The sequence below is a fragment of the Haloarcula sp. CGMCC 1.2071 genome, from assembly GCF_037078445.1.
Lineage (GTDB): Archaea > Halobacteriota > Halobacteria > Halobacteriales > Haloarculaceae > Haloarcula > Haloarcula amylolytica.
On the sequence record NZ_JAYMGY010000016.1, the window covers coordinates 12,865 to 36,298 of the forward strand.

The window sequence follows — 23,434 nt, forward strand, 5'->3', positions numbered from 1 at the left end:
AGGCAATAAATCATATTCACCATCGAACGTCCTACCTTATAGAATTCAAGCTACAAGTGCTTCAGGGCACCCAAATCTGCATATACGGATAGTCTTCTGATCATTTACTCTCAGTAGAATCGAACATCCTGCCGCTTCTTTAAGTATGCAGTGGGACCTTCCCCCTCCCCACCCCCACCCCTGCAAACACCGAGAACACTTGCAGGGTGGTGTGTGTGGGTCCCGCTTTTCCACCGACATTTCGTTATAAAGGTCTCTCGGCATCGATATAGCCTGCAATCCCTGCCACAGCGAACGATAGATGATATAGCGAACTAGCCTGCTCCCCACGCGCACGACACTGCTCTTTACTTTCTGACAGCCCGTAGACACCGTATGGACGACCTCACAGTGACGTTCGTCGACCGGGGCCGCGTACAGGCTGATCGAAACTTCGTCGTCGACGGCCACAGCGTCGCGACGGCCTCGGACCGCGACCCGGAACACGAGTACGAAACGTACGTCGTGTGGAACCTCATCGTAGAGACGCCCGAGATGACTATCCTCTGGGACACCGGCTCGCATCCGGAGGCCGGCGACGGATACTGGCCGACGCCGCTGTACGAGGCGTTCGCACACGTTGACGCCGAGGAGCACGCCCTGCCGGCGGATCTCGAAGATGCGGGCTACAGCATCGACGACATCGATGCCGTCGTGATGAGCCATCTGCATCTGGACCACGCTGGCGGCTTGCACAACTTCGCGGGAACAGACGTCCCGATCTACGTCCACCGGGAGGAACTCCCGTACGCGTACTACAGCGCCAATACGGACGACGGCTCTATCGCCTACCTCGCCAGCGACTTCGACCGGGACCTGAACTGGGAGATCGTCCACGGCGACAGCTATCATCTCACCGATGGGGTCGAACTGTTGCACCTTCCCGGCCACACGCCCGGACTCATGGGCGCGTTCATCGACCGCCCGGCACGGCCGCTCCTCGTCGTCGGCGACGAAGCGTACGTCGAGGCGAACTACGCGGGCCAGTCGATGGCGACGAGCCTCCTGTGGAACAACGGCGCGTGGAAGGAGAGCCTAGAGCGGTGCCGCGACCGACAGCGGGCGACGGGGGCTGAAGTGCTGCTCGGCCACGACCTCGCGGTGTTCGAGGATGTGTCTGGGACTGCGGATTGATTCGAGGTCCACGTCAGGTTAGTCCGACACAGCGACAAGTGTCCGGCGCTCCCCGTCGTCAGTCGCCACGACCCATCGGTCTTCGTGACGCTCGATGACCGCCCACACGCCGAAAAACAGGTGCAACTCCAGTTCGAGACCGTTGACGCGCTCTCCGGTCTCCTCGATGCGGAACTCTCTGGACTCGGCCACGTTCGTCATCTCAAGAGCGAATGCCAACCGACGGCAAGCCGTAGTAATGGTCGCGCTGGCCGGTTCGAACGCGGCTCACTGTTCGAGATAGCCGTAGGTCTCCTCCAGATAGTCGATGATCCAGTCGACCGTCGACTCGTCGTAGGTCCAGAAGCCGTAGAACTCGCGTGGCTCGCGCTCCTCGGCCAGCAAGGCGCACTTCTGGGTCGGGTCACCGCCGCCGTCGAACACGACGAACCACGAGTCGGCGATCTCGTCCGACCGTTCCAGATGCAGCGAGAACGTGCTGTACTCGGGTGGTTCGACGTCAGGGACGGCGTAGGCGTGAACGTCCACGTCGGTCTCACCCAGCCGTTCGTAGAGGTCGAGTTCGCCCTGAAGCGTAGACAGTGTCTGGAAGCCGGCGTGCAGCGTTCCCTGTCCCACACGCCACGCGCGGTCTTCAATCTCGCGGGACGCGGCGGTCATCCGCTGGATGGACCACGAGGTGAACATCGTCTCGTCGAGGTGGTCGAGAATCGACGCGTACGGGCTGTTGTCCCGCGTGATGTACTGACGGCCTTCGTCAAGCGAGTCGGTGAACGAATTGAGGCTGGCGGCCGCGATGACCTCTTCGTCCTCGCTGAGAGTGATAAACTCGCCCGGGCGTCCGCTCTCAGTCTGCTCGGTCTGAACGTGGACGTTGCGGTCCGCGAAGCGCTCGCGCAGGTCTTCGGCCGCTGTCGGCCCGGCGTTGAAGATAGTCAGCGTCTTCTGATGGTCCTCGACGCCAGCGATGAGTTCCGTTAACGACATCCTCGACTGTACAACGGTATTCACTGTGTTAGTCGTTGCGGGAGGGAGTTACGCGGCTTACTATTAGTGGCTGACAAGTGTGGCTCGGGCGGATATATTGCCCCTGTGAACATCTCCCAATAGCGACGAACCCCATTTCGAAAACGGCAACCTGAGGTGCCTGAGACGAAAGATAACGATTAATGAGTGGTGATGTAGTGGAAAATCTTTAGTCATGGCCCCCCAACGGGATGATACGGCACCAGAGCTGGGGCCGAGGATTTCACCATGACAGACAACGAACTAATCTGGCGAATCGCCGGTGGTTCCGGTGACGGAATCGACTCGACAAGCCAGAACTTCGCGAAGGCCTTGATGTGGTCGGGGCTGAACGTGTTCACACACCGCCATTACCCGTCGCGTATCCGCGGCGGCCACACGTACGTGGAAGTACGTGCGAAAGACGAGCCAGTACAGTCCCGCGGGGACGGCTACAACTTCCTGCTGGCCCTGGGTGACTCCTTCGCCCGGAACCCGCAGGAAGAGGCCTACTACGGCAAAGAGGAGCTGAAACCGCTGTACGAGAACTTCGACGACCTCCGTGAGGGCGGCGTCCTCCTCTACGACGAGGGGCTGCTCGACGAGGAAGACGTCGACGAGATCGGTCTCGAAGAGGCCGCCGAGGAGAACAACTGGCACGTCGTCCCGATGGACCTCCGCGGCATCGCCAAGGAGCACGGCCGCGAGATCATGCGGAACACGGCCGGTATCGGCGCGACCGCGGCCATTCTCGACATCAGCACCGACGAGTTCGAGAAGCTCATCAAACAGAACATGAGCGGCGACATGCAGGAGGCGAACCTCAACGTCCTGCACGACGCCTACGAAGCCGCAAGCGAACTCGATGTCGATCACGACATCGAAGTCCCAGAGGGATCCCACGACGAGGAGCAGGTCATCCTCTCGGGCTCGAACGCCATCTCCTACGGCGCAATCGACGAGGGCTGTCGCTTCATCTCGGGCTACCCCATGACTCCGTGGACCGACGTGTTCACGATCATGTCACAGCACCTGCCCTCGTTCGGTGGGATCTCCGAACAGGTCGAAGACGAGATCGCGGCCGCCGCGCTGGCCCTCGGTGCGTCTCACGCCGGCGTGAAAGCCATGTCCGGGTCATCCGGCGGTGGCTTCGCGCTGATGTCCGAACCGCTCGGACTGGCAGAGATGACCGAGACGCCTATCGTGCTCGTCGAAGCGATGCGGGCCGGCCCCTCGACGGGGATGCCGACCAAGCCCGAGCAGGCGGACCTCGAACACGTCCTGTACACGTCACAGGGCGACTCCGCCCGCGTCGTGTTCGCGCCGGCGAACATCCGCGAGTGCTACACGCAGACCCGCTCGGCGTTCCGCATCGCCTACGAGTACCAGATCCCGGCTATCGTCATCTACGACCAGAAGATCCAGGGCGAACTCCGGAACCTCCCGGCCAGCCACTTCGACGAGGAACCGAACGCCGATCCTGGCTCGGTCCTCACCGAAGAGGAGATTCAGGACGCCGCACACCACTCCTCCGGGAAGTTCCAGCGGTTCCTCCACGAACCCGAGGACGGCTCGAACGTCAGCCCGCGCTCCGTGCCGGGCCAGAAGGACGGCCGTTTCCTCGCGACGGGCAACGAGCACAACCCATCGGGCCACATCAGCGAGGACCCCGAGAACCGCATCGCCCAGATGAACCGTCGGCTCAACAAGCTCGACGACATCCGTGCTGATCTGGACGAGAACACGTCCCACCAGACCTACCACGGACCCGACGAGGCCGACTACGGCATCCTCGTGTGGGGCAGCCAGCAGGGGACCGTCTTCGAGGCCGTCGACCGGCTCAACGAGAACGGTCACTCCGTGAAGGCACTGGGCGTCTCCGACATGGCCCCGTACCCGGAAGACGAGGTCTCCGAGTGGCTCGAATCAGTCGACGAGGCGCTCGTCGTCGAGATGAACGCCACGGCCCAGTTCCGCGGCCTGACACAGAAGGAACTCGGCAAGTACGGCGACAAGATGTCGAGCCTCCTGAAGTACAACGGCAACCCCTTCGAGCCCGCCGAGATCGTCGACGGGTTCGAGTCCAGCATCGACGGCGAGGAACTCGCCGCGAGCAACATGAAGTACGTCCCCGCGGCAGGTGACTAACCAATGAGTGCATTCTCAGCAATCAACGAAGAACGCGAGATCGAGCGCGACGAGTTCACACCCGGCATCGAACCGCAGGCGACCTGGTGTCCGGGCTGTGGCGACTTCGGCGTCCTCAAGGCGCTCAAGCAGGCCATGCCGGAAGTCGGCAAGAACCCCGACGAAGTCGCGCTGTTCACCGGTATCGGCTGTTCCGGCAAGCTCAACAGCTACTTCAACAGCTACGGCTTCCACACCATCCACGGTCGCTCGCTGCCCGTCGCCCGGGCCGCGAAGCTCGCCAACCCCAACCTCGAAGTCATCGCGGCCGGCGGGGACGGCGACGGCTACGGCATCGGCGGGAACCACACCATCCACACGGCCCGTGAGAACCACGACATCACGTACATCGTGTTCAACAACGAGATCTTCGGGCTGACCAAGGGCCAGACGTCGCCGACGTCGCCGAAGGGCCACAAGTCCAAGACACAGCCCCACGGCTCGGCGAAGTCGCCGATCCGACCCCTGTCCCAGCAGCTCAACGCCGGCGCGACCTACATCGCCCGCACCGCGGCTGTCAACCCGAACCAGGCCAAGGAGATCATCGCCGAAGCCATCGAGCACGACGGCTTCGCGCACATCGACTTCCTGACCCAGTGTCCGACCTGGAACAAGGACGCGAAACACTACGTCCCGTACACGGACGTCCAGCAGTCCGACGAGTTCGACTTCGACGTCTCGGACCGCGCGGAAGCCGCCGAGATGATGCGAAAGACCGAGGAACGACTGTACGAGGGCGAAGTGCTGACCGGTCGGATGTACGTCGAGGACGCGCGCCCCTCCTACGGCGAGGAGAAGCGCCAGATCGGCGAGATGCCCGACGAACCGCTCGCAGAGCGGTACTTCGACGAGGACGCGGAGTGGGAGCGGACCTACGACAACCTCCTCGAACATCACAAATAAGGCCCGCTACTGGACTGCAGACACCACCTCGAACGTGGGTTTCTGGTTCGGAAGATATTTTTTCATGCACCGAAAAGATTACTCCATGAGTGCCGAGTCCACGGAGCGTCGAATCCTGTCGGTCCTTGAAGAGGACGCACAGGCCTCGTACGCAGAAATCGCGGAACGAGCCGACGTATCGAAGCCGACAGTCCGGAAATACATCCAGAAACTCGAAGAGGAGGGCGTCATCGTCGGCTACTCCGCCGATGTCGACCCGAAGAAGCTGGCAGGCCAGTCGATTGCCCTGGTCGGCATCGACATCGCGAGCGATTGCTACGTCGAGGCCACGCGGAACCTCAAGGAGATCCCGGAGATGGAGGAACTGTACACGTCCAGCGGCGACCACATGCTGATGGCGGAGGTCCGAGCGATGGACGGGGACTCGCTGGCGGACGTCATCGAAGACAAGATTCTCGCGCTCGACGGTGTTACCGCCGCGCATCCGTCGTTTCTCCAGGAACGGCTGAAGTAACGGGTTTTTAGACGCTCCAGCGCTGACTGCACGGTATGCTTTCTCGGCTGGTGCTCGGACTCGGGCCGACGGCCGCGGACCTTCTCGACGCGATTAGCGACGACCGCGGCGACCTGACAGTCGTGACCCAGGACGAGCACCGTGCTGAAACGCTCCGAGCGGACGGTATCAACGTACTCGAAGCCGACCAGACTGACCCATCTGTTCTCGCCGACCTCGACGTTCACCCTGAGAGCGTCATCGTCGCCAGTGAAGACCCGGAACGGAACGCCGACGCGGCGACGGCCGCCCGTGACTGCTTTCCCGACGTGTTCCTGCTCGCCTACGCCGGCCGCGGCGCGACGGCGGACCAGCGCGACCGACTCGATAGCGTGGCGGACCGGCTGGTTACGCCGGAGTCTGTCGTTACCGACTACGTCACCCAGTCGGTCGGCGACGAGGGAACGCGGGCCAGACAGCTCCATCAGGTACTGCGGGACATCGACGATCACCTCGCCGTCGTCACGCACGACAACCCCGACCCGGACGCGATTGCCAGCGCTGTCGCCCTCGGCGCGCTCGCTGAACGGGCCGACTGCGAGATGACGATCTGTTACTACGGGGAGATTTCCCATCAGGAGAACCGGGCGTTCGTCAATCTCCTCGAATTCGATCTCCGGAATCTCGATGCCGATTCGCCGGACGAACTGGACGCGTTCGACGCGTTCGCGCTGGTCGACCACTCCAGAGCCGGCGTCAACGACCAGCTCCCGCCCGAGACTCCCATCGACATCGTCATCGACCACCATCCGCCGCGCGTCCCAATCGAAGCCCGCTTCGTCGACCTCCGGAGCGGCGTCGGGGCGACGAGTACGTTACTGGTCGACTATCTCCAGCGGTTCAACATCGACATTCCGACCACAATCGCGACGGGCCTGCTGTTCGGTATTCAGGTCGACACGAAGGACTTCCGCCGGGAGGTCGCTGCCGCGGACTTCGAGGCCGCCGCGCATCTCGTGACGAACGCCGACATGGCGACGCTCCAGCGCATCGAAGACCCGAGCGTGAGCCCGGAGACGCTGTCGGTCATCGGCCGCGCGATCGCGAACCGCGAACAGGAGGGCTCGGTGCTCCTGACCGGCGTCGGCGAGATCAGTGATCGGGACGCGCTCGCGCAGGCGGCTGACAGGCTGCTCGATCTCGAAGGCGTTCAGGCGACGATGGTGTACGGCGTCGTCGACGGGACGATTTACGCGTCCGCTCGGGCACGCGGCGCGGATATCGACCTCGGCGAGGCGCTGCGGGACGCCTTCGGACAGATCGGGTCCGCGGGCGGTCACGCCGATATGGCGGGCGCACAGATCGACCTGGGGATGATCACCGTCGACGACCGCGAGGAGTCGCTGGAAGAGATCGTCCGCTCTATCGTCTCGGACCGGTTTCTCGACGCTATCCAGTCGCGGTCCCACCGGTTGCTCGGCCGCGTCTACGCACGCTCTGACTACGACGTGGCCGCGTTCACGGAGTCGACGGCGCTCAGACGGGACAGCGGAGACACCATCACGACGGCTGGAGACACGCCTGCAGGGTCGAGCGACGACACCGCAACGGACTGGAACAGCGATGTGCTGTTTCTGGAAGACGGCGACGAAGACGGAGGCGACGAGCCAGAACAGGCGGACGACGCGGCTGAGCCGCCGGACGACGAGTCAGAACAGGCGGACGACACCCCGGAGACGCTCGTCGAACCCGACGACAGCGAGCCGTCGTAGGCGAGCCTTTTTTGCCGTCGGTCGAGAACGTCGCGCCGATGGAGGAATCGAGTCGACCGACGGTCGGAGACTACATGACACGCGAGGTTGCCACCGTCGAACTCGACGACACTGTCGGGGAGGTCGCCCGACGTATCGCCGACAACGACCACTTCAGCGGGTTTCCGGTGACTGACGGCCGCCGCGTCGAAGGGTTCGTCAGCGCGCGCGACCTGCTGCTCGCCGAGGACCACGAGCCGATGTTCCGCGTGATGACCGATGACATCCTCGTGGCGCACCCGGACATGGCCGTTCAGGACGCGGCGCGCGTCATCCTGCGGTCGGGCATCCAGAAACTCCCGGTCGTCGACGACGCCGGCCACCTCGTCGGCATCATCTCGAACGCCGACGTGATCCGCTCACAGATCGAACGGGCGACACCGGGCAAAGTGGACAAGCTCGGCCGGACGCTGGAGAACATCCACGGCATCACGACACACGAAGGCCGACGGGAGGTGGAGCTCGACGACCTGACGCCGACACAGACGACGGTGTACGCCGACGAACTCGAAGGCCGGGTGTACGAACTGGAACGCGGGCTGGCGGAACCGCTCGTCGTCATCGACAACGGCGGGGACCTCCTGCTGGCTGACGGCCACCACCGCGTGAAAGCCGCCGCGCGGCTCGATATCGACGAAATGGACGCCTACGTCATCGTTCTCGACGAGACGGTCGAACTGGGGATGGCCGAGACGGCCGCAGACTCCGACCTGGAGTCGATCGACGATATCGAGGTCGTCGACTACGCGCACCACCCGCTCGTCCAGACGACGGAACGACTCCAGGATTAGTCCCCGCCGGTGTGTCTGACGGTAACATCAGGCTTGCCCGAACCTTCTTACTAAATCATGACATACACCGGAGTATGTTCGACGAGTCGGACCTCCAGCGCATCCGCGAGCAGAAAGGCGAGTGGGAAGCCGAGACACTGGACCCCGTACTGGACGCCTACGGCGAACGCAAGGAGCAGTTCGCGACGGTCTCAAACCTCGACGTAGACCGGCTGTACACACCTCTCGACGTGGACGACGTCGATTACGAGGAAGACATCGGCTTCCCCGGTGAGGAGCCGTTCACACGCGGCGTCTATCCGACGATGTACCGCGGCCGGCAGTGGACCATGCGGCAGTTCGCGGGCTTTGGCACCGCCGACGAGACCAACGAGCGGTTCCACTATCTCATCGACGAGGGCCAGACCGGGCTCTCGACGGCTTTTGACATGCCGACGCTGATGGGAATCGACTCCGACGACGTGATGGCCGACGGCGAGGTGGGCAAGGAGGGTGTCGCCGTCGACACGCTGGCGGACATGGAGCGGTTGTTCGACGGCATCGACCTCGGTGAGGTCTCGACCTCCTTCACGATCAACCCCAGCGCCCCCGTCATCTACGCGATGTACATCGCGCTGGCCGACCAGCAGGGCGTCCCGCGCGAGGAAATCCGGGGGACCCTCCAGAACGACATGTTCAAGGAGTTCATCGCACAGAAGGAGTGGGTCATCCCACCGGAGCCGTCGCTGAAGCTCGTCACCGACACTATCGAGTTCGCCAGTCAGGAGACCCCGAAGTTCAAGCCCATATCGGTGTCGGGGTATCACATCCGGGAGGCCGGCTCGACAGCCGTACAGGAACTCGCGTTCACCCTCGCGGACGGCTTCGCCTACGTCGAAGACTGTCTGAACCGGGGGCTTGAGGTCGACGAGTTCGCCCCACAGCTCTCCTTTTTCTTCAATTCGCACAACTCCATGTTCGAGGAGATAGCGAAGTTCCGCGCGGCCCGGCGCATCTACGCCCGGGTGATGGACGACTGGTACGACGCGGAGGCCGACGCCAGCAAGCAACTGAAGTTCCACACCCAGACCGCCGGCCAGTCACTGACGGCCCAGCAACCGCTGAACAACATCGTCCGCGTGACGATTCAGGCCCTCGCAGGTGTGCTGGGCGGGACCCAGAGCCTGCACACCAACAGCTTCGACGAGGCGCTGGCGCTCCCGTCCGAGCAGGCGGTGCGGGTCGCCCTCCGCACACAGCAGATCATCGCGGAGGAGTCGGGCGCCGCCGACATCGTCGACCCGATGGGCGGCAGTTTCGCCATCGAGTCGCTGACCGACGAGGTCGAGGAGAAGGCGATGGCCTACATCAACCACATCAGGGACGAACTCGGTGACGGGTCGGTCCGCGACGGCGTTATTCAGGGGATTCAGGACGGCTACTTCCAGCGCGAGATTCAGGACGCCGCCTACGAGTACCAGCAGCGCGTCGAGAGCGAGGAAGAGGTCATGGTCGGCGTCAACAAGTACACCGTCGAGGAAGACACCGAGCCCGAAATTCTCACCGTCGACGAGGACGTGCAGGAACGCCAGCGGGACAAGCTTGCGACGGCCAAGGCAGAGCGCGACGACGCGGCCGTGGAAGCGGCGCTCGACGAACTGCAGCAGGTGATCACGGACGGCGGGAACGTCATGCCCGTCATCATCGACGCGGTGAAAGCCTACGCGACGATGGGCGAGATCATGGCCGTCTTCGAGGCAGAGTACGGGAGCTATCAGGAAACGGCCAGCGTCGCCTGACTGGACAGAGCGTACGCTCAATCGTCGCTTGAAGGACTGCTTTCGAGGTGTAACCAATCTCCATCATCACCCGATCAGGCACACTGATACGACCCGAGCCGTTTCTGGCTGACGGATTCGGACCCGTTCAGGTTGGTCGACTCGGTCAGGACAATCAACTCCACGCGTTCCATCGCGTCGTCGTGGCGTTGATTCCACCGGGAACACAGATACGTTGCGAGCGACCGTCGAAGACTGGGTTCGTGACGGGCTGTCCCGAGGAACTTCTTCCAGCGCTGGTTCGGAAACCGGTCTGACACCTTCGGCGGCCGAGAGAGAGTGACCGGCTCCCGGGTAAGCGCGTCGACCCGGTTCCCGGACTCCAGGGGTGCCGGGGCCACGTACCACCACGTTTCCTGTGGCGGGTCTGGCGCGAACATGTTCCAGCTCCGGTCCTCGATTCTGTCCGGCGTGCCCGTCGGTGCGGCGACGAAGCCGACTGCGATAGCGTTGAGAACGACAATGGCGACGATCCCGAGCGCCGCTAGCGAAGCCGTCGTCGTGGGGAACCAGAGTTGCGAAGGACCTGTCGCTGAATCCGGCCCCCGCGGGCGCAACGCTTCGATGGCGGCGGGCCAGCGGTCCGCGAGCGCGTCCCAGAACGGCGTCGGGAGAAACAAGACCAGCCCGAGAATCGAGACGAGCGGAAACACACCCAGGAGAAACGAGAACGCCATACAGACGTGTGCGGTGACGAACGCCGCGACCAGTCCCGTCCGGTACCGTCCGGTCCAGATGAGCAACAACGGGGACCCAGCGAGCAAGGCGAGCCAGAGCCAGTTCCCCAGGACCAGCACCGGGTCCCAGCCCGCAACCACGTCACCAACACGGACAGTGAGGTGGTCGAGCTGGAACACGTACCGCACCGCGGTCCCCCGGTGCCAGTACGTACCGCGAAACTTCATGAGGCCGTTCGTCACATACACGGCCAGTACTTGCAGGAGGATGCCCGCAGTGCCGGCGGTGGCGACCCGTGTCGGCGCAGACTCCGGCGACCCATTTTCCCAGCCACAGCCAAGCGGGAGGAGGAGGCTCCAGAACAGCAGCCGGCGAAACAGCGTATCGCCGGCGTTGAGGACGACAGGGTTCCGGAGCTGTATCGATACGAGCAGGACGAACGCGACGCCCGCGCTCAGGCGGGGCCGGTAGCCCACTACCAGCGCCAGTCCTGCGAGCGCCGTCAGTCCGAGGGCCACCAGCGGGAGCCAGACGGTCCCCGAGAAAGCGAGCGGCGACACGTCTCCCAGAACCGGATACAGTTCAGCCAGTGTCGAGCGCGGGAGCGCGCCGCTATCGGTGTAAAAGGCGACGATGTCCGACCACCGTAGGACAATATCGACGATGAGACACAGCCCGAGCCCCGCTCTGAACGCTGCGAGCGCACGTCGGTCGATAGCGATTCGGTGGACCAACCACTGACGGAGGGGAAATTCGGGGCGCATTTGTAGGGAGGGCGGCGAGACACCGGCTTGCTGTCACGCAGGCGACTAGCAGCCGATTTTCTGTCGGATTAAAATAAACTAACGGAATCGGGCATCAGATAGCTGAGGGGTCCACAGCGGTACGAGGAACTGGTTCACACGGCAAGATATACTGCAGCAACGGACACTCAGGAACTGGCCGCGTCGTCGATTCGCTCGGAGACGTACACGACGAGGCCAAGCAACACGCCGAGGACGATGCCGATAGTGACGAACCCGTAGATGGCGACGCCAAACGGCGTCGGTGGCAGCGCGATCACACCGAACAGTTCCGGTTCGAGATCCTCCGGTCGGATGCTGCCGAGCACGAACCCCATCACGCCGGCAAGAACAACAATAGCAACGTACAGGCGAAGGACGATTTGCTGTCCGGACCTGGCCTCGGCTGACTCGCTCATGTGGGAACAACGGCTCGGAGACGATTAGCCTTTTTCACTTCCACGCCGTAGCTATCCTATGTCACAGAAGGAACTGTTGTTTCTCGTCCTGACCGGAATCGCGCTCATGATGTTCGTGACGGCCATGGTACTCGTCTCCGGCGCGAGCTAACAGGCACTGTCAGTTCGGGCATAGCTGCGAACGACAGAAAGTAGACGAAAACAGAATTCGGCCGCTTACGAGTCGTCTTGTTCTTCTTCGCCGCCGTCAGCGAGCAGCGAGGGGTCCTTCTCCGGCGCTTCGGCTTCGAGCTGCTCGTCGAACCACTGGAACTCGCGGTCCAGCATGCCGTCGCGTTCGAGGTTCCACGGGTCGCCGTCCTCGACTTTCGGGCCTTCGAGCCAGGACTGGACGATGTTCCAGACGAAGAACAGCTGGCCGATGAACAGGATGACCGCACCCACCGTCGCCGCTTGGTGGAAGGTGCTGACCTGCGTCAGCGGTGCGATAGCGCCGTCGAATTCGTAGGTGGCGTACCGGCGCGGCATCCCCAGGTAGCCGAGCGCGAGCATCGCGAAGAACGTGATGTTGGTCCCGACCATCGAGAACCAGAAGTGCGCCTTCCCGAGCGTGCGCTGGTACATCCGCCCGGTGAATATCGGGAACCAGTAGTAGATGCCGGCGAAGGCCGCGAAGCCGATGGCACCCATCACGATGTAGTGGAAGTGCCCGACGACGTAGTAGGTGTCGTGCAGAATCAGGTCGACGGGGATGGAAGCGAGGAACACGCCCGTAACACCGCCGATGATGAAGTTCGAGACGAAGCCGATACAGAACAGCATCGGCGTCGTCAGGCGCAGGCGGCCGTTCCACATCGTCGTGATCCAGTTGAACGTCTTGACTGCGCTCGGTATCGCGATAGCCAACGAGACAGCCATGAACGACGCCCGGAGCCGCGGGTCCATGCCCGTCGAGAACATGTGGTGGGCCCAGACGCCAAAGGAGAGGACCCCGATGGCAAGCGTCGAGTAGACGACGAACTTGAAGCCGAACAGCTTCCGGCCCGAGAACTTCGGCAGGATGAGGCTGACCAGTCCCATCGGCGGCAGGACGAGGATGTACACCTCGGGGTGGCCGAAGAACCAGAACAGGTGCTGCCACAGCAGCGGGCCGCCACCCTCGACGGCGAAGAACGTCGTCGAGAGGTTCCGGTCCAGGAGGAGCATGACGATGGCGCTCCCCAGCAGCGGGAACGCGAACAGGATGAGCGCGGACTGGGTGAGGATCGTCCACGAGAAGATGTCGAGGTTCGCCCAGTTGACCTCCTCGTTGCGCTCCGTGAAGATGGTCGCGATGAAGTTGATCGCGCCCATCGTCGCCGCAACGCCCGAGAGGTGCAGTCCCAGCAGCATCAGGTCGACGCCGGGGTTCGCCTGCTCGACCGACAGCGGCGTGTACATCGTCCAGGCCGTACGAGCCGGCTCGATCATGTTCTCGGTCACCGGCGCGAGGAAGAATCCGGCCCAGATAAGCAGGGCCGCCGGCGGAAGCAGCCAGAACGCGATGGCGTTGATACGCGGGAACGCCATGTCGTCAGCCCCGATGAGCAGGGGGATGAAGTAGTTCGCGAACGCCGCGATGATGGGCGTCCCGAACAGGAACAGCATCGTGATGCCGTGACTCGTCAGGATGGAGTTGTAGGCGTTGTTGCCGAGGATGGCCCCGGCGGGCGTGACGAGCTGGAGGCGGATGAGCATCGCCATGATGCCGCCCACGGCGAATGCGATGACCGCGTACACCCCGTACAACAGACCGATGTCCTTGTGGTCGACGGTTGTTAGCCAGCGAATGATACCTGCGGGTTTCTCACGGTTGATGACCGCTGCCTCGTCACCCGTGACGGCCCCGCCACCCGCGAGCGGCGTATACGAACGCCAGTTCTCGACACGGGTGAGAAGCGCGGCGATGCCGACGAGGAGGACGGCCATCAGCCCCGTCAGCACAATATCTCCTGCTACCATAGTCGTCCTTCAGGACTGGGACATTATCAAAGGGTCGATTCCTGCAGCAACGATCATAAAACACGGCTTCCATCCGGCGGTGAAACCGCAGAAAGGAGGGATCACCTCGCACTGTCATCCGGTAGCGACCGCGGTCGGTCTTCGAAACGGTTTGTCTGAACCCGTCCGCTCAGTCTTCGTGGCCGAGTTCGCCGCTCTCCTTCTCGGCGTTCTCGACGGCCTTCCCCGCGTAGTAGGTCAGGACAGCGAGCAACAGGAACATCGAGATGATCAGTGCGAACTGCATTCCGGAGAAGACGGGATCCGTTCCGAATGCCGGGAACGCGGCGAACGCGACGATGAAGAAGAGGAGGATCCCGAGCGGGATAACGTTCACAGTGAGGTCGAGCAGGGTGTCTTTTTCGAACCCGAACAGTGCCATGCCTGTCCGTTAGCACAGGTCGGTAAATAGAGTGTTGGTTTCCGAACCGGGCGGGTACCCGTCTCAGGCCGCGGTCTGTTCCATTATCGAGGCGACGCCACCCATCGCGATCATCACGGTGCCCGCCGCGGCGACGGCCACCAGCCGAGTGAGGAGTGGCCCGGTCCCGACGTTCGAGAGCGCGATATCGGCGACCGGGACCTGCCAGACCGCAAACGCGGCGGCGAGGACGATAAGAACCACTCCCACGCCCAGCAGGGTCGGCCACGGCCGTTCCACGTACCCGGACTCCGTGAGGATACCGGCGATACTGCCGCCGAACAGTATCAGTCCGAAGACGGCTACCGGAAAGAGTCCGACGAACACGCCGATCTCTGACAGTGCTAATCCCAGTGCGACGAACAGCGGCCACGGGCTCGCAGTCGGATACTGGTCGCTTAGTCCCGGCTCCTCTGCCATACACGTACTTACACTCGAATCGGCATATGTCCATCGGACCGCGCCCGTGGGCACAAACTATTTGTCTGCCATCCGGCTTGGTGGGAGTAATGAGTACACGCACGGTCGAACGGGTCGACGGCTGGGAGTCGGTTCCGTTCGACGGCGGGTTCGCGGGCCTGCAAGACCTCGCCGGGCAGGAGTTCTCCGGCGCGGTCATCACGGGTCCGACGCGCCTGTTCATGTTGAACGGGACCGTCGTCGGCGTCCTCGACGGCACTATCGAGGACTTCGAGGACGCGTCGGGAACAGCCAAGCGGTCGCCCCACGAGGCCTTACCCCTGCTTGCAGTGATGCAGGAGCGGGCCGACGAGGTGAAAGCGCAGTACTACACCGAAGACACCGCGCTTGCAGACGTCGATCAAACCCTGTCGAGCGGCAACTTTACGGGCTTTATCGAACTCTCGGAGAACGTCCTCTCGGGCGACTACTACACCGTCTACCACCAGGGCCGCTCGATGAGCGTCGCGTGGGTCGGGAACTCTGACAACCTCATCACCGACGACGAGGCCTTCGAAACGGCCAACGACGAGGTCGGCATCTACGAGGTCATGCCGGTCGACATCGAGCCGATCGAGATTCCGGAACCGCCGGACGACGAGGCGGACGAGCAGTCAGCGGACCCGGCGGCCGCCGGCGTCGATCCGCTCGACGCTGGCGACGAGACGGCTGTCGCCGACGTACCCACTGACGAGGGTGCGGTAGATAGCACGCCGACAGAGACGGCAGCACCAGACGAACCGACACCACAGGGCGACGCCAGCGATGAACTGGCGGACCCATCCCCGGACCCCGTCGGAGATACCGAAGCCGATGGAACCGACGAGGCTGAACAGGCCCAGACCGCAGCAGAGTCGACACCGGACCGCGGCCCTGCAAGCAGCGGCCCGCCGGGGTCGAAAGCCGCCGGTGCGACTCCGGGCCGGTCCCGCCGCAGTTCCGAGTCGGACGAGCAATCGAGCGTGGCCGAGAAGCCGAATACGGACAGCCAGCCAGACAGCGGAGCGACCGACCGGGCGGCGACAGATACTGACACCGCGACCCAGACAGAACCGAACAACGACGCCGCGACACAGACGGAACCGGACAACGACGCCGCCGAACGGGAGACCAGAGTGGGTGAGACTGCCGGGGAGACCGAACCGAAACGCCCGGCGACGGACCCGTCACAAACGCAGGAAGCCCAGCAGGCGAGTGCTCGGAGTTCCCAGTCACAGAGCGACCAGACGGCTTCGACGGACCGTCGCGCCGAACCGACCGACTCGAAACCGAACCAGAGTACCGAGTCACGGCCGTCCCAGGCACAGTCCGGGACTGGAGCGGCAACGCCGACGCCGGACGCCGGTTCTGGCGGGTCAACGACGGACCTGGAGACGCGCTCGGTCCCGTCGCTGGACCCGAACAAGTCCGGTGGTGCTCGTGAAAGCATGACAACCAGCGTGTCCCCCACCCAGACGCCACCGACAGGTGGGCAACAGGCCTCGACGCCGCGACGTGACCAGCCAGCACAGGACGACTCGGCACCGTCGACCGAATCCAGTGTGCAGGGACCAGCACCGGCACAGGAGAGCCGTCGCACACCTGCGAAAGACCCACAGCCGGCCGAGACGCCCAAGACCCAGCCTTCGACAGAGGACCAGCGACAGTCGCCTGCCGACGAAGAGCCGACACCGCGCGAGCAGGAGCGCGTCGCGGAACTGGAGTCCGAACTGGAACAGCGGGCCGAGACGGTGTCGGAACTCGAATCCGAACTCACAGATCTGGAAGCCACGAACCAGGAACTCCGGGACGAGCGCGACCGCCTGGAGTCGGAGCTAGCCGACGCACGGGCCGAGATCGACCGGCTGGAGGAGCAACTCGACGAGCAGGACGACACCGCTGCGGGTGGCACCCGGCTCAGCGTCGGCGAGGCGATAAACGGGACGAACCTCTTCGTCAGGTACGACTCGAAAGGCAAGGCGACGCTGGAGGAGGCCAGGGACGGCGAGGCGAGCCGCGATGAAGTCGAGGCGAACCTCAGGCTGGAGTACCACACGCAGTTCGAGGCCGAGGGCGCCACGGTCAACGGGACGCCCTTCGAGGAGTTCCTCGAGGACAGCATCCAGTACCGCTTCGTCAACTGGCTCATCCGGAACCTCCTCTACGAGATTCGGGACACCGGCCACGCTGGAGCGATGAAGGACCTCTACGAGGGCCTTCCGGCTATCGACCGCGCCGAACTGAACGGCAACGTCACGGTGACCTACACGGAGGACGGCCAGGAGAACCGCTCGCAGGAGCGGTTCGACGTCGTCGTCCGCGACCGGATGGGGAACCCGCTGGTCGTCGCCAACATCAACGACTCGCGCGAACCGGCCTCCGAGGGCCAGATGTCGGACCTCATCCGGAACGCCGAGCGGGTCGGCAACGCCTCCGGATCGCTTGCGTCGGCGTTTCTCGTCACGAGCAGCTTCTTCGAGCCGGGGGCGCTCGAAACCGCCGAAGAAGCCACTTCCAGTGGGCTGTTCAACCGCGATAAGCGGAAGAGCTTCGTGAACCTCTCGCGCAAGGAGGGCTTTCACCTCTGTCTGTTAGAAGCGAGAAACCAGGAGTTCCACCTGGCGGTCCCGGAACTCTGAGAAAGAAGCTTAGCCTTCGATTTCGGCCGCGTCTTCGATCTTCATACCTTCGAGCTTGTCGATGATCTCGTCGACCTTCTCGTCTAAGTCGTCGACGAACTCACCGGTCTGTTCGGTCGTGATCGCACCCTGGCTGGAGGGCTCGATGAGGTTCTCCTCTTCGAGAACGCGCAGGGAGTACCGCACCTTGTGGTGCGGGTAGCCGGTTTCGTTGGACATCTTCACGATACCGATAGGCTCGTTCTCGATAACCATGCGAAGCACCTGCAAGTGGCGCTCCAGCATGTCAACTTCCTTTTCAAGCCTGTCTATCATGGCAATTGTTAACTTGTGTTTGCGGTATTTAAAGGTTCTCCCTCGGCCAATCGCTACAACGTTGATACGTTCGAACAGGGGTATCTTAAAACCGTCGTAACGGTTCACATGGGTACTGCTCACGAGCGTGATTTCCGGACCGTAATCTGTTTATCACGGTGGATGGAAGGTGCGTGCGATGACCGTAACCATCGTCGGCTCACAGCTCGGCGACGAAGGGAAGGGCGGCATCGTCGACCTGTACGGCGACGACGTGGACGTCGTCGCGCGCTATCAGGGCGGCGACAACGCCGGCCACACCGTCGTCCACGAGGGCGAGGAGTACAAGCTCTCGCTGGTTCCGAGCGGAGCCATCCGCGGCAAGGTCGGCGTCCTCGGCAACGGGTGCGTCGTCAATCCGCGAACGCTGTTCGACGAGATAGACACGCTCCAGGAACGCGGCCTCGACCCGGACGTTCGCATCGCCGAACGAGCACACGTCATTCTCCCATTCCACCGGGTGCTCGACGGCATCGAAGAGAAGGTAAAGAGTGAAACAGACCAAGAAGTCGGAACGACGGGCCGGGGTATCGGCCCGACCTACGAGGACAAGGCCGGCCGGCGCGGCGTTCGCGTCGGCGACCTGCTCGACCCGGACGTGCTCCGAGAGCGCCTCGAATACGTCGTCCCGCAGAAGCGGGCCGTCGTCGAGGACGTGTACGGCCTCGACGTCGACGAGCTTGACGATCCGGATGCCTTGGACGTGGACGCCATCTTCGAGGAGTTCCGCGAGTTCGGCCGCCGCTTCGAGGCCGAGGACATGACCGTCAACGCCGGAGCCTTCCTCAGCGCGACCATCGACGAGGGCCAGAACGTCATGCTGGAGGGCGCACAGGGGACCATCATCGACATCGACCACGGGAACTACCCCTACGTCACCTCCTCGAACCCGACGGCCGGCGGCGCGGCGACCGGGACCGGACTCAGCCCCGGCGTCGTCGGCGACGGCGAAGTCATCGGTATCGTGAAGGCGTACCTCACCCGCGTCGGGAGCGGCCCGCTGCCGACCGAACTCGGCGGCGTCGTCGGCGACACGCCCGGCTACGACGAGCAGGGCGAAGGCGAGAACGAGGAACTGGCGAACTACATCCGCGAGGAAGGCGGCGAGTACGGGACCGTCACCGGCCGCCCGCGACGTGTCGGCTGGCTCGACCTGCCGATGCTGCGCCACTCCACGCGCGTGTCCGGCTTTACCGGCATCGCCATCAACCACCTCGACGTGCTCGCCGGCCTCGACGAAGTGAAAGTCGGTCACACGTACACGCTCGACGGCGAGGAACTGGCGTCGATGCCCGCGACGACCGAGCAGTGGAAGCGCTGTGAAGCCAACTTCAAGTCCTTCGACGGCTGGCCCGAGGTCGACTGGGCGAACGCCGCCGACGAGGGGTACGACGCGCTGCCGGAGAACGCGAAAGCCTACGTCGAATACATCGAGTCCGAACTCGACACGCCGGCCTACGCCATCGGCGTCGGCCCCGGCCGCGGCGAAACTATCGTTCGCGAGCACCCGTTCTAGCGGGCTGTTCTCCCTACTTCGACGTTTGAGGGGGCAGACGCGATTACCCAGTGACGTGGCGACACTCACTGGGAGAGCGGCAGACTTTTGCGACCGCCGGTCTTGGTCGACTGTATGAAAGAGGACCTGATGGAAATTATTTGCTGCCCTCTGGACAAGCACGACCTCGACCTCGAAGTGACGGAGCGCGACGACGGCGAGATTCTGTCGGGCGAACTCACCTGTACCGAGTGTAGCGAGACGTTCCCCATCGAGGACGGCATTCCGAACCTGCTCCCGCCGGATATGCGCGACGAGGCACCGGCCTGAACCTTTTTTTCCTCGCCCCGCGGAGTCACGTCCGTGCCTGACTCCCTGCCCGTGCACCTCAATCGGACGGACATCCACAGCCTGGAGGTTCCAAACGAGTTCGACGCGACAGGGAGTTTCGACGTACGATTAGTCAATCACGGCGAGGCCCTGCACGTCCATCTTCACCTCGACGACTCGCTCTCCTCCGTCGCATCGCTCGACGCCACGAACCACCACGTACGGGCCGAAACCGACCGACTGGTCAGGATAACTGTCGACGGTGACGGCCCGGTCCGTGGCAAGCTAAAGGTCGTGACGGGGTACGGCGCCGAGACCCGGTACATCGACATCTACATCCCAGAAGGCGGGACCGAGAACGAACCGGTCATCGTCGACGACGAGCTGTCGAAGCCACAGCCGAAATCGGCGACGGAATCGGAACCCGGGCTCGAAGACCTGTCCGCGGGACCGATACTGGCGGCTGGCGGTTTCACGGTCCTGATTGCGGGCCTCATCACGCTGGTTCTCACCGAGAGCCTGCTGTTGACCGCTGTCGCAGTCCTCGCAGTCACAATCGTGCTGGGACTTCTGTCCGTCGCCGTTCGCTCGTCCTGAACCCCGTTACTGTTCCGTCTCGACGCCGCCGAGGTTCCCCTCGTCGTCGAACAGCTTCGCGCGCAGGAACCGCGCCCGGTACCGGTTGGCTCCCTCGTAGATGTCCGCCTCGCGGATGTCCTCGGCCTCGCCGTCGGCGACGGCATCGATGATGGCCTCGACCTGCTCTTTTTCGCTGGGCGTGAGTTCGAACTCGTAGGTCTGGCTCGTCTCGCCTTCGAGTTTCGTCCACTGGCGTGCGCCGGCGATGACGAGCGAACAGGGTTCGCGGCAGGGGAACTCACCCGACCCGCCGTCGACGCCGAGGTCCGTCTCCTCGTCGTACTGCCACTCCCGGCGCTTGAGACACTGGGAGTCGTCACAGCAGGCCTCGGCTACCCAGTTGACGTGTTCGTAGCCGTCGCCGCGATCCCAGGTCTTGACGACGCCGTAGATTCCCGTCTGGCGGTCGACGGTGTCCCGCCAGTGGTTCACGTCGAGTTCGCCCTCCCGCTCGCGGTGCCAGTTCGCAATGGTCGCCGGGTAGAACGCGTCGACAGTCGTGACGAACTCGCCCGCCGAGAGGGCCGGGAACGCCCAGCCCGTCTGGAGCGACGGCGCGGTCTTGAGCGGACGGTAGCCGCCGTCGTCGTCGTGTTTCGCTATCTCGCGTGCATCGAGCGGGTCGTCATGCGTGTCGAGTGCGCTCGTCCCGACGTCGGCGTCGGCGCGGTGGCGAACACTGTAGGCCCGTTCCCCGTCGGAGAGCGTGACGGTCAGATGGAGTTCGCCCCAGGTCGCGGACACCCCGTCGGCGAGCGCGTCGTAGCGCTCGGCCACGTCCCGTTGCTCTGCCCCTTCGAGCCAGCGGAGGAACGCCCAGCGGTCCGCCTTCTGGGGCGCTGTGGCGTGCCAGAAATACCAGTTTCGGACGTACGGTGACTCCGCCGCCACCGTCCGGAGCGTCTCTTCGTCGATACCACTGTGGTCCACGTCCGGCGTCTGGAACGTGTACCCGCCGCTCTCGTGGGCCACATGGAGGTCGTCGAAGGCGATGCCATCGGGGGCAGTTGCCACCAGCGCGTCCACGTACTCGCCGTCCATACGGGAAAACGGAACTCAGTCGGCAAAAGTCGGCTGGTTCCGGCCAGCCAGCAGTGTCAGTCGGTCTGTGTTCCGGTACAAAGCGGCAGGCGCTGAGCGGTCAGTCGCCGGTCGCGGGCTTCGCGCCGCCGGTCTCCTCGCGCACCTGCTCGATGGCGCTGCTCACGTCGGCTCCTGCGTCAGCAGCCCGTTCGAGTACCACATCGGCCATCAGCGGCTCCGTTCCGACAGCACCGGCGTACCAGATATCGTGGCCCTCGACAGTGGTCGGTACGTCGTAGCCCGTCCGGTAGTCGTCGGTCAGCCCCATGTCCTCGGGGATGTCCTCCTGGGTGTGGAAGCCGTCGGCGATGAACAGCGGGACGACGACGATGTCGTCGCTCTCGAAGTAGTCCGCGACGTCGTCGACCTCGGGGTCTTCGTCCATGAACAGCGACTGCACCTCGTCGAAGCGGCCGCGCTCGCGGATGCGGTCGGCGTGGTACTGGATGGCCTTCGCGGAGTTCTCGTTGCGCTCCGTGCCGTGGCCGACGACCGCGAGGCCGAACCCGTCGCCGACGTCGGGGTCACCGGTGACGGACTCGGCCCGCTGGACGATGACGTCGCTCATCGAGTCGTGCGTCCCGACCGGGCCGCAGTAGTGAACGGTCTGGTCCGTGTCCTCGGCGGCCAGCGTCGCGTTGGTCGCGCTCGTCCCGTCGGAGTCCCACAGCTCGGGGTCCCAGTCTTCCAGGCGGAACTCCCGTGGAATGACCTGCTCGGTGAAGTAGCCCTCAGAGATGAACAGCGGGACCAGATACACCTCCTCGGCGTCGACGGTCCGCAGCGCCTCCCGGAACGACGGTTCCTCCTTCCAGAAGGACTCGCGGACCTCGCCGAACGCGCCGGTCGCCCGAATCGTGTCGGCGTGGTCGTACGTGGGCGTACTCGACTCGGCGTTCAGATGGGAGCCGTGGGCCGCGATAACGAGTGCTTCGTCCATACTCACCGGTTGGGGCGAGCCGTCCTTAGGGCCTTCGTTGGCCTGTCCGGGTAGCCGGCGGGCTGTTCGGTGTTCAACTCGGAAAGTGAGTGGTTACCGATCGATTCCGCCCGATCACAGCCCGAACAGGAGGACGTAGAACAGCAGTCCGGCTGCTGCCAGCAGTGCGGCGTGTCCCAGCGCGCCAGCAGCGACAACAATGCCACCGATGACTCGTTCCGCCGGTTCCAGGGGCTGTCCGAACACTTGCCGTTCGCGTTGTGCAATAGCCATTGTCCTTCCCTCATGTAGAGAGACAGCCTCCTGTGGCACAATCCCCTATGACTGTTCTCACTTGCTGGGAGCGGACCCGCAGTTCTGCGGGTTTAGCGCGTCCGTACCGTGGTCATGACGGGATAGAACGGGCACCGCTGGCTCTCTCCGGTCGAAGCGCGCTCGCTCGCATCGATAGAACCGCTTTTGTCTGCGCCGTTCGTGCCCGACGCCAATGTCACTCGCAGCCGCGACCAGGGACGCCGTCCGCGAGCGCCCGTTCCTCTACGACGCACTTCGGGCGGGCGTGGTTAACTACACGGCCGCCGCTCGCACGCTCGACATCGACGGCGAGGAGGAAGCCGTCGCGACTGCGCTCCGTCGGTTCGCCGAGGAACTGCCCACCGACCCGCCACACGACAGCGACGCCAGGGTCTCGATGCAGAGCGGGCTTGGCCGGGTCGAGTCCCCCGGTGCTGAGTCGACCGCCGTCCTCACAGTCGGCGACGCCGCCTTCGCCGAGGGCGCCGGTTCGCTGACTGGCATCGTCGCCACCGGTGACCTCTCGGCGGCGGCGCTGGCCGAGGTGCTCGGACGCCTGCGAGCGACCGATATCTCGACCGAGGCCGCCGGCGTCACCGACGACGCGCTCGTCGTGGTGGTGAGCCGCCGCGCGGGACCGGACACGCTCCGGGTGGTCGAAGCGACTGTACAGGGGTGAGTCGCCTTCCGACGGCTTAAAGC

Annotated in this window: 23 protein-coding genes; 12 read left to right on the top strand and 11 right to left on the bottom strand. The window is 63.9% G+C overall.

The window, feature by feature from the left end:
• Nucleotides 1-375: 375 nt before the first annotated feature.
• Entirely contained in the window at nt 376-1,173 is a 798-nt protein-coding gene (locus VI234_RS18465) for an N-acyl homoserine lactonase family protein (protein WP_008313350.1), read from the top strand.
• 18 nt (nt 1,174-1,191) lie between these two features.
• On the opposite strand, the gene VI234_RS18470 is transcribed toward VI234_RS18465, so the two are convergent.
• Both VI234_RS18470 and VI234_RS18475 read right to left on the bottom strand, forming a co-directional pair.
• Complete coding sequence (locus VI234_RS18470; RefSeq protein WP_008313347.1) at nt 1,192-1,374, bottom strand: hypothetical protein; 183 nt, start codon at nt 1,372-1,374, stop codon at nt 1,192-1,194.
• 66 nt (nt 1,375-1,440) lie between these two features.
• A complete protein-coding gene (locus VI234_RS18475) occupies nt 1,441-2,160 on the bottom strand; it encodes a DICT sensory domain-containing protein (RefSeq protein ID WP_336330864.1) in 720 nt (239 codons plus the stop codon).
• A gap of 267 nt (nt 2,161-2,427) precedes the next feature.
• Here VI234_RS18475 and VI234_RS18480 point away from each other — a divergent pair, with 267 nt between their 5' ends.
• From VI234_RS18480 to VI234_RS18505, 6 genes are all read left to right on the top strand, one after another.
• Entirely contained in the window at nt 2,428-4,326 is a 1,899-nt protein-coding gene (locus tag VI234_RS18480; RefSeq protein ID WP_336330865.1) for a 2-oxoacid:acceptor oxidoreductase subunit alpha, read from the top strand.
• A 3-nt stretch (nt 4,327-4,329) separates the two neighbouring features.
• Entirely contained in the window at nt 4,330-5,268 is a 939-nt protein-coding gene (locus VI234_RS18485) for a thiamine pyrophosphate-dependent enzyme (RefSeq protein WP_008313341.1), read from the top strand.
• 85 nt (nt 5,269-5,353) lie between these two features.
• On the top strand, nt 5,354-5,782 hold the full coding sequence (lrpA1, locus tag VI234_RS18490; RefSeq protein ID WP_004591923.1) for an HTH-type transcriptional regulator LrpA1: 429 nt from the start codon (nt 5,354-5,356) through the stop codon (nt 5,780-5,782).
• A gap of 35 nt (nt 5,783-5,817) precedes the next feature.
• Nucleotides 5,818-7,533, top strand: a complete 1,716-nt coding sequence (locus VI234_RS18495; protein WP_336330866.1) for a DHH family phosphoesterase — start codon at nt 5,818-5,820, stop codon at nt 7,531-7,533.
• A 38-nt stretch (nt 7,534-7,571) separates the two neighbouring features.
• A complete protein-coding gene (locus tag VI234_RS18500) occupies nt 7,572-8,363 on the top strand; it encodes a CBS domain-containing protein (RefSeq protein ID WP_008313337.1) in 792 nt (263 codons plus the stop codon).
• 74 nt (nt 8,364-8,437) lie between these two features.
• Entirely contained in the window at nt 8,438-10,141 is a 1,704-nt protein-coding gene (locus VI234_RS18505; RefSeq protein WP_008313335.1) for a methylmalonyl-CoA mutase family protein, read from the top strand.
• A 74-nt stretch (nt 10,142-10,215) separates the two neighbouring features.
• Here the strand turns inward: VI234_RS18505 and VI234_RS18510 are convergent, their stop codons facing one another.
• From VI234_RS18510 to VI234_RS18530, 5 genes are all read right to left on the bottom strand, one after another.
• Nucleotides 10,216-11,622 carry an HTTM domain-containing protein gene (locus VI234_RS18510; protein ID WP_336330867.1) on the bottom strand — a complete coding sequence of 469 codons (1,407 nt, stop codon included), beginning with the start codon at nt 11,620-11,622 and terminating at the stop codon, nt 10,216-10,218.
• Between the two features lie 167 nt (nt 11,623-11,789).
• Nucleotides 11,790-12,059 carry a DUF7520 family protein gene (locus tag VI234_RS18515; RefSeq protein ID WP_008313333.1) on the bottom strand — a complete coding sequence of 90 codons (270 nt, stop codon included), beginning with the start codon at nt 12,057-12,059 and terminating at the stop codon, nt 11,790-11,792.
• A gap of 216 nt (nt 12,060-12,275) precedes the next feature.
• A complete protein-coding gene (gene ctaD, locus VI234_RS18520) occupies nt 12,276-14,060 on the bottom strand; it encodes a cytochrome c oxidase subunit I (protein WP_336330868.1) in 1,785 nt (594 codons plus the stop codon).
• Between the two features lie 169 nt (nt 14,061-14,229).
• The gene (locus VI234_RS18525; protein ID WP_008313331.1) at nt 14,230-14,481 is read right to left on the bottom strand and encodes a DUF6684 family protein; all 252 of its coding nucleotides are present in this window, start codon (nt 14,479-14,481) and stop codon (nt 14,230-14,232) included.
• 63 nt (nt 14,482-14,544) lie between these two features.
• Complete coding sequence (locus VI234_RS18530; protein WP_008313330.1) at nt 14,545-14,940, bottom strand: DUF7541 family protein; 396 nt, start codon at nt 14,938-14,940, stop codon at nt 14,545-14,547.
• Nucleotides 14,941-15,029: 89 nt separating this feature from the next.
• Here VI234_RS18530 and VI234_RS18535 point away from each other — a divergent pair, with 89 nt between their 5' ends.
• A complete protein-coding gene (locus VI234_RS18535) occupies nt 15,030-17,597 on the top strand; it encodes a DUF7527 domain-containing protein (RefSeq protein ID WP_336330869.1) in 2,568 nt (855 codons plus the stop codon).
• A gap of 9 nt (nt 17,598-17,606) precedes the next feature.
• On the opposite strand, the gene VI234_RS18540 is transcribed toward VI234_RS18535, so the two are convergent.
• Complete coding sequence (locus VI234_RS18540) at nt 17,607-17,912, bottom strand: hypothetical protein (protein ID WP_004516266.1); 306 nt, start codon at nt 17,910-17,912, stop codon at nt 17,607-17,609.
• A 178-nt stretch (nt 17,913-18,090) separates the two neighbouring features.
• On the opposite strand from VI234_RS18540, the gene VI234_RS18545 reads away from it, so the two are divergent.
• The 3 genes from VI234_RS18545 to VI234_RS18555 all read left to right on the top strand — a co-directional run bounded on the left by VI234_RS18545 (nt 18,091) and on the right by VI234_RS18555 (nt 20,373).
• Nucleotides 18,091-19,467, top strand: coding sequence for an adenylosuccinate synthase (locus VI234_RS18545; protein ID WP_008313325.1), 1,377 nt, complete (start codon nt 18,091-18,093; stop codon nt 19,465-19,467).
• Nucleotides 19,468-19,581: 114 nt separating this feature from the next.
• Nucleotides 19,582-19,776, top strand: a complete 195-nt coding sequence (locus VI234_RS18550) for a methytransferase partner Trm112 (protein WP_004956717.1) — start codon at nt 19,582-19,584, stop codon at nt 19,774-19,776.
• 33 nt (nt 19,777-19,809) lie between these two features.
• Nucleotides 19,810-20,373 carry a DUF7524 family protein gene (locus VI234_RS18555; RefSeq protein ID WP_225306764.1) on the top strand — a complete coding sequence of 188 codons (564 nt, stop codon included), beginning with the start codon at nt 19,810-19,812 and terminating at the stop codon, nt 20,371-20,373.
• Nucleotides 20,374-20,379: 6 nt separating this feature from the next.
• On the opposite strand, the gene VI234_RS18560 is transcribed toward VI234_RS18555, so the two are convergent.
• The 3 genes from VI234_RS18560 to VI234_RS18570 all read right to left on the bottom strand — a co-directional run bounded on the left by VI234_RS18560 (nt 20,380) and on the right by VI234_RS18570 (nt 22,711).
• Nucleotides 20,380-21,456, bottom strand: a complete 1,077-nt coding sequence (locus tag VI234_RS18560) for a DR2241 family protein (RefSeq protein ID WP_336330870.1) — start codon at nt 21,454-21,456, stop codon at nt 20,380-20,382.
• 100 nt (nt 21,457-21,556) lie between these two features.
• On the bottom strand, nt 21,557-22,438 hold the full coding sequence (locus VI234_RS18565; protein ID WP_336330871.1) for a CbiX/SirB N-terminal domain-containing protein: 882 nt from the start codon (nt 22,436-22,438) through the stop codon (nt 21,557-21,559).
• A gap of 114 nt (nt 22,439-22,552) precedes the next feature.
• Nucleotides 22,553-22,711, bottom strand: coding sequence for a hypothetical protein (locus tag VI234_RS18570; protein ID WP_004956734.1), 159 nt, complete (start codon nt 22,709-22,711; stop codon nt 22,553-22,555).
• A 214-nt stretch (nt 22,712-22,925) separates the two neighbouring features.
• Between VI234_RS18570 and VI234_RS18575 the strand changes: the two genes are divergently transcribed.
• Nucleotides 22,926-23,411 (top strand): DUF7523 family protein, encoded by a 486-nt coding sequence (locus VI234_RS18575; protein WP_008313310.1) that lies wholly within the window; start codon nt 22,926-22,928, stop codon nt 23,409-23,411.
• The last annotated feature ends 23 nt before the right edge of the window (nt 23,412-23,434 follow it).